This is a genomic window from Sphingopyxis sp., assembly GCF_036402335.1.
GTDB lineage: Bacteria > Pseudomonadota > Alphaproteobacteria > Sphingomonadales > Sphingomonadaceae > Sphingopyxis.
This window is the reverse complement of the sequence record NZ_DASWTD010000141.1, coordinates 1-5,718: the sequence shown is the minus strand read 5'-3', so window position 1 is coordinate 5,718 and position 5,718 is coordinate 1. Positions and strand designations below refer to the sequence as shown.

At 64.6% G+C, this 5,718-nt stretch carries 5 protein-coding genes; all 5 read right to left on the bottom strand.

Going from position 1 to position 5,718, the window contains the following annotated elements:
• On the bottom strand, nt 1-520 hold a 520-nt coding region (locus tag VGD20_RS04405; RefSeq protein ID WP_414714540.1), incomplete at its 3' end, for an MFS transporter.
• Complete coding sequence (locus tag VGD20_RS04400; RefSeq protein WP_331133284.1) at nt 520-1,551, bottom strand: alpha/beta hydrolase; 1,032 nt, start codon at nt 1,549-1,551, stop codon at nt 520-522. The genes VGD20_RS04400 and VGD20_RS04405, both read right to left, overlap by 1 nt.
• The gene (locus tag VGD20_RS04395; protein WP_331133283.1) at nt 1,548-2,516 is read right to left on the bottom strand and encodes an alpha/beta hydrolase; all 969 of its coding nucleotides are present in this window, start codon (nt 2,514-2,516) and stop codon (nt 1,548-1,550) included. Before VGD20_RS04395 ends, VGD20_RS04400 begins: the two co-directional genes overlap by 4 nt.
• Before the next feature lie 26 nt (nt 2,517-2,542).
• Entirely contained in the window at nt 2,543-3,391 is an 849-nt protein-coding gene (locus VGD20_RS04390) for an SGNH/GDSL hydrolase family protein (RefSeq protein ID WP_331133282.1), read from the bottom strand.
• 17 nt (nt 3,392-3,408) lie between these two features.
• A partial coding sequence (locus VGD20_RS04385) for a TonB-dependent receptor (RefSeq protein ID WP_331133281.1) occupies nt 3,409-5,718 on the bottom strand: 2,310 nt, incomplete at its 5' end.

Genomic DNA, 5,718 nt, shown 5'->3' with positions numbered 1-5,718 from the left:
TAGCCATCACCGCACAAAGTGCGGCGAGCAGCCAGTAGACACGCAGCCAGTCGCCGATGTCGATGAACCAGCCGAAAATCCACGCACCGGCCAGCACGCCGCCCATAAAGACGCCTTCGACCAGACCCGTGATGCTCGCATGGTCGGCAGGATCGCGGGCGACGAGGCCGATCGTCGAATAGGTCGCGATCTTGGTGATCCCGAACGACAGGCCGGTTGCGACGAACAGCGCCTGCATCGCCGCGAAACCCGTCGCGAAGGATGCGAACAGACAGGCGACCGCCATCGCCGCGAGGATCGCGGTCAACGAGCGGCGATAACCGAAAGCCGGAACCGCGGCGACCAGCAGGAACGAGGCGACGACCACCGACAGGTCCTTGCAGGCCTCCAACGTCGACCCCATCAGCTTCGTCGCGCCGAAATGGGTGATCGATTGCAGGATCACGATACCGACGCTGTTCATCAGCAGGCCGAGCAGCGCATAAGTCAGCGCCAGCGTGACAATAGTGCGCGTCCGCATCAGCGCGCGCGCCGTCCCAGATGCCGGTCGAAGAAGGAGGCCATCAGGCGATAGGCTTCGGTCGATTCGGGCATGTCGGGCCACACGAAAAAGGCATGCGGCAGCCCGTCGAAAAGATGGAGTTCGCTCGGCACCCCCGCCGCCGCCAGACGGCGGTGCGCCAGCGTCAGCGCGCTGACCGCAAAGTCGCGCCCGCCCGCGAGCAACAGCGTCGGCGGCATCGCCTTCACCTCGGCGTCCGACGTCAGCGGATAGGCAAGCGGGTCGTTCGCGGCGACGCCCGCCATATAGGGGATCGGAAGCGTATCGGGCAGCGCCGGCGCGGGGAAAGGCGCCTCGCCGGTTATCGGCCCTGCGACGAAGGGGCTATCGCCCGACATCGGCGCGCCGGTGCCGCAGAAAGTACCGATCGCGCCGGGGCGGGGCAGCCCCTGCTTGCGGATCCATGCGGTCGCCTGCGCCGTCGCGATTCCGCCCGCCGAGCAGCCGTAGATGCCGATATTCCCGGGGCGATATTGCGTCAGCAACTCCCGGTATACCGCGGTCACATCCTCCGACGCCGCCGGATAGCGATGCTCGGGCGCCATCCGGTAATCGACGGTGACCACCTTCACGCCCATCGTGGCGGCGACCGGAATCGCCTCGACGAGCGCACCGCTGCCCGCACCCCACATGAAGGCGCCGCCGTGCACATTGATCAACACGCGCTGCGCATTGCCCTTCGCGATCCCGCCTTCGGGCTCGACGATGTCGACCGTAACGCCGTTCATCGTCTCGCGCCGCTCGCGGGTCCGGAAATGCTTTCGCATCTCGGCAAGCCGTTCGTCATTATACAGGCCATAGAAGGCGCGCTGTTTCGCGATGTCGGTGGCAATGTCGGCGGGCGCCGTCGCCCCCTTCATCCGCTCAAGTACTTGCCTTGCTTCGTCGCTGAGCTGGTTCGACGCCGGCAGGGTGAAAGCGGGCACCGCGGTCTGCGCAGCGGCGGACGATGTCGCCGCCAGCGCGGCGAGAAGGAACAGACGCTTCACGGCTTTCCTCCGAGACGCGCGGTAAAGAAGCGCGCCATGGTCTTGAACGCCGCATCGCTCTCGGGCGCATCGATATAGGCCCAGAAGGCATGCGGCAGCCCGTCGAACAGCGTGAGCTGTGCCGGAACGCCGGCATCGTCGAGCGCACGACAGAATTCGGCGGTGTCGCTCATCAGGAAGTCGCGGCTGCTCGCAACGCACAGCGTTGCCGGCCAGCCGGCAAGATCGCCGCGTTTCGGCGACAACAGCGGGTCGTCGAGCTTCCGCCCGCCCGAATAGAATTGCAGGAGCCCCGACACCGCCGCCCGATCGGCGAACAGCGCGATCGAATCGCCGAGCTTCGACAGGTCGGCGGCACCCGAGAAGAAGCCGAGCGCGGCGGGCTGCGGCAGCTTTTCGGCGCGCAGTCTTGCGACAAGCTCGGCCGAGAGGATCGCCCCTGCCGACGTCCCGTAAAGCCCGATCCGGCGCGGATCATGATCCTTCAGCAGCGCACGATAGACGGCCAGTGCATCATCGCTGGCGGCAGGAAAAGGATGTTCCGGCGCGAGGCGATAGCGGACCGCAACGACGCGATATCCGGTCAGCGCGGCGACATCGGCATTTTCGGTGATCGAGCCCGAATCGACCATGAATCCGCCGCCATGAAGGTTGAGCAGGACCGGCCCCTTGGCCGTGACATTCCTAGGCGTGAAGATGCGTACGGGAATTCCCGCGATCACATCATCCTTCATCACGACGCCATGACGCGCGAGGCGCGGCAGGCCGACCTCACGCTGGATCGCTTCGGATCGCTCGCGCCGTCCTTCCATCGTCGCGGGTTCGGGTTGGCGTGCGGCGTCGACGGAAAGCCCCGCCTTCGCTTCGGCCGAGAGGAAGTCCGGCCACGGGGCCTTTACCTCCTGCGCCGACGCGGCGGGTGCGATCCCTGCAGCGAGCAGGAGAAGCGGAAAAATCCGGTTCATGGCATATCCCCTCCCCATCACCACCCCTATCTGCCGAGCGCGGCGTCGAGCGCGCGCGTCGCGGCGGGTTCCATCAGCGCATAGCCCTTGCGATTGGGATGCGCCACGTCATTGGCGTAAGCAGCCGGCATATTGCCCGCGCTGTCGGCGAGCGCGGCATGATAGTCGATGAAACCGAGCCCGTTGGCACGGGCATAGTCGCGCAGCCAGGCGTTGAACTGCTTCACCTGTCCGCCCGGCCGCAAATCGGGCGCCCACCAGACGCGTTCGATCGGGGTGATCGACCCCAGCACGACCTTGATGTCGTTGGCGCGCGCCAGCGTCACCATCGCGATCACATTGTCCTTCAAAACCTGCTCGCTCGTCAGCCCCGCATTGCCAGCGATATCGTTGCCGCCCGTCAGCAGATGGACCACCCGCGGCTTCAGCGCGACCACATCGGCCTGGAAACGCAGCAGCATCTGCGCGCTCGTCTGGCCGCTGATCCCGCGGTTGATACGGCCGTCGCCAAAGAAGGCGGGATCGGCATATTTCCACAGCTCGGTGAGCGAATCGCCCATGAACACGACGTCGGGGCGCGCCGTCACGGCGGCGTTGTCGGCACGATAGCGACAGAGGTTGGCCCAGTCCTGCATCGGGTTTTCGGGTTTCGGCAGCGGCGGCGGCGGCGTGAACTTCGCGCCGGGTTCGACCAGCGTCTGGACAAAGGCGATCGTCGCTGCGTCGACCGGCTTGGGCGCCGGACAAGGGTTGTCGACCATCGCAGTGCGCGCGTCGGCGACGGCAGGTTCGGGCGCAGCGGCATAGGCAACCGCCTGACCGTGCATGAGCGAAGCGCAGACCGCGGCTGCAGTCAGGAAACGGGCTCTGTTCATATATCCTCTCCCTCGCTTCAGTAGCGAACGCGCAGCGACGCGCCGTACATCCGCGGCTCGCCATATAGCGCGGTGGTATAGCCACTCGCATTATACTGCTGGATCACCGCGATGCGGTACGTCTTGTTGGCAAGGTTGGTCGCGAAAATCGACAAGTCGACATTCTTGGTATCGAGGACATTCTCCCAATCGAGCCGCGCGCCCAAAATCCCGTAGGAGTTGATAAAGGAACTGGGCTGCGTCGGGTCGGTGTCGCCGGCATAGATGCGGTCCTGCCAGCTGTAGGTGCCGCGCAGAACGACGTCGCCGACATTTTCCGGAAACGGCAAGGTCAGGCTCGCGCCGACATTGAACTGATGCTTCGGCGTGAAGACGAAAGGCAGGTCCGACAAATCGGTCGGCGGCTTCGTCGGGTCGAGGTCGGCGACGAGATACTTGTCATATTTGGCGTCGGTATAGCTGTAACCCGCGTCGATCGAGAACCAGCGCCGGATGCTGATATTGGCATCGGCCTCGATCCCGTTGATCGTCGCGCTCGCCGCATTCTGGATCGCGGTCGCGGTGAAGGGTGGGACGATCGCCGGCACCGTTGCGTGGATATCCTTGTATTTGCTGCTGTAGCCCGTGACGTTGAAGCGTCCGCGCACATCGCCGATCGACCAGCTCGTCTTGAGCCCTACTTCGGCGGTGTTCACCGTCTCGGGCTTGAAGCCGTAGAAGGGATTGTCGGGCGTGCCGCCGAACGCCGCGATGATCGGGTTGAAGCCGCCGGGCTTGTAACCGCGCTTGTAGTTGGCGAAGATCATGACATCGTCGGTGATCTGATAGTCAGCGCCGAAGACGAAGCTGTCGCCCTTGTCCTTGCCCGATCCCCGCACCTCGCAGTCCGGAAAGACATTGCCCGGCGGCGCGAAGCACGGCGTGCCGGCGACCGGTTCGGGCGGCGGGCGCAGAATGCCGGGATACTGGAGCAGGGTCAGCCCGAAGGCGAAGTCATTCCAGGTGTAGCGATAGCCCGCAGTCAGGTTGAGGCCTTCGAGCACGGGAACGAGCTTGCCGACATCGAGCCCGAGCTGCCCGAACACCGCCTTCGACGTCGCCTTCGCATCGGCATCGACCTGCGAGCTGGTCGCGGCAGTCTGCAGATTCTGCGAATAAGTCATCTGGCCGCCGCGCGACAGGCGGTCGTAATAGCCGCCGACCTGATATTTGAGCGCCTCGCCCAGCGTTCCCGAAAAGCGCAATTCCTCGGTCAGATAGTTGAGGTCGCTGTTCCACGTCCCGGGTTTCCATGCTCCGTTCGAATCCTGGATCGGCAGGATCGTGCCGTCGTCGTCGCGCGCGCTGTCGGTGCGGTAGTTGGTGTAGCTGAAGATGTTGGTCAGCGTCAGCGCGTCCGAGACGTCGAACGTCGTGCGGTTGATGACGCCGAGTTGCCGCGTGCGGTCGCGCGAGATCGAGCTCAATGCAACATCGCGGACGCCCCGGGCCTCTTGCTGCGCCAATAGTTGAGTCAGAGGAGCGCCGAAGGGGAGATGGTTCGCATTGGCTTCGACCAGAACGACGCCAGGGCCGTTCTCGTTCGAGCCCGAGAACTGGACGATAGTGTAATTTTCGAACCGGTCCGACGGGCGGAACAGCAAGCTCGCCCGCGTCGACCAGGCATGGCGGTTGTCATAATCCTTGCCCGTGACGACGTCCTTGGTGAAGCCCTCGCGATTGAGCGTCTGGCCGCCGACCCGGAGCAGCAGCTTGTCCTCGACGATCGGGACATTGACCGCACCTTCGATGTCGAGGCGGCCGTAGCTGCCGACCGTGCCCATCACATAGCCTTCGAAATCGTTCGTCGGCCGCTGGGGTTCGAAGAGAATCGCGCCGCCCGTCGTGTTCTGACCGAACAGCGTGCCTTGCGGGCCTTTCAGCACCTGAACATTCTGCAGGTCAAAAAACTGTCCCGGCCCGATCGCACGCGACGGCGCCTCGGCGAAATAGGCAACCACGGCAGGACCGCCGCCCGTGCCGGCCGACGTCCGCGTTTCGCGCTGCCCGCGCATCGCAAAGGTCACATTGTTGCGATTGAGATCGGTCGAAAAGTTGAGCGAAGGAACGAGGCGCGCAAGATCCGACACCATCGTGACATTCTGCTCGCGCAGCGTGTCGCCCGAAATCGCCGTCAGCGACATCGGCACATCCTGCTGATTTTCCGCGACGCGTCGCGCGGTCACGACGATCTCGTCACTACCCGCTTCACTCGCCGCATCGGGCGTGTCCTGGGCAAACGCCTGTACGGGAACGAGCATGAGCGCGAGCGGTGCAGCACTCCATCC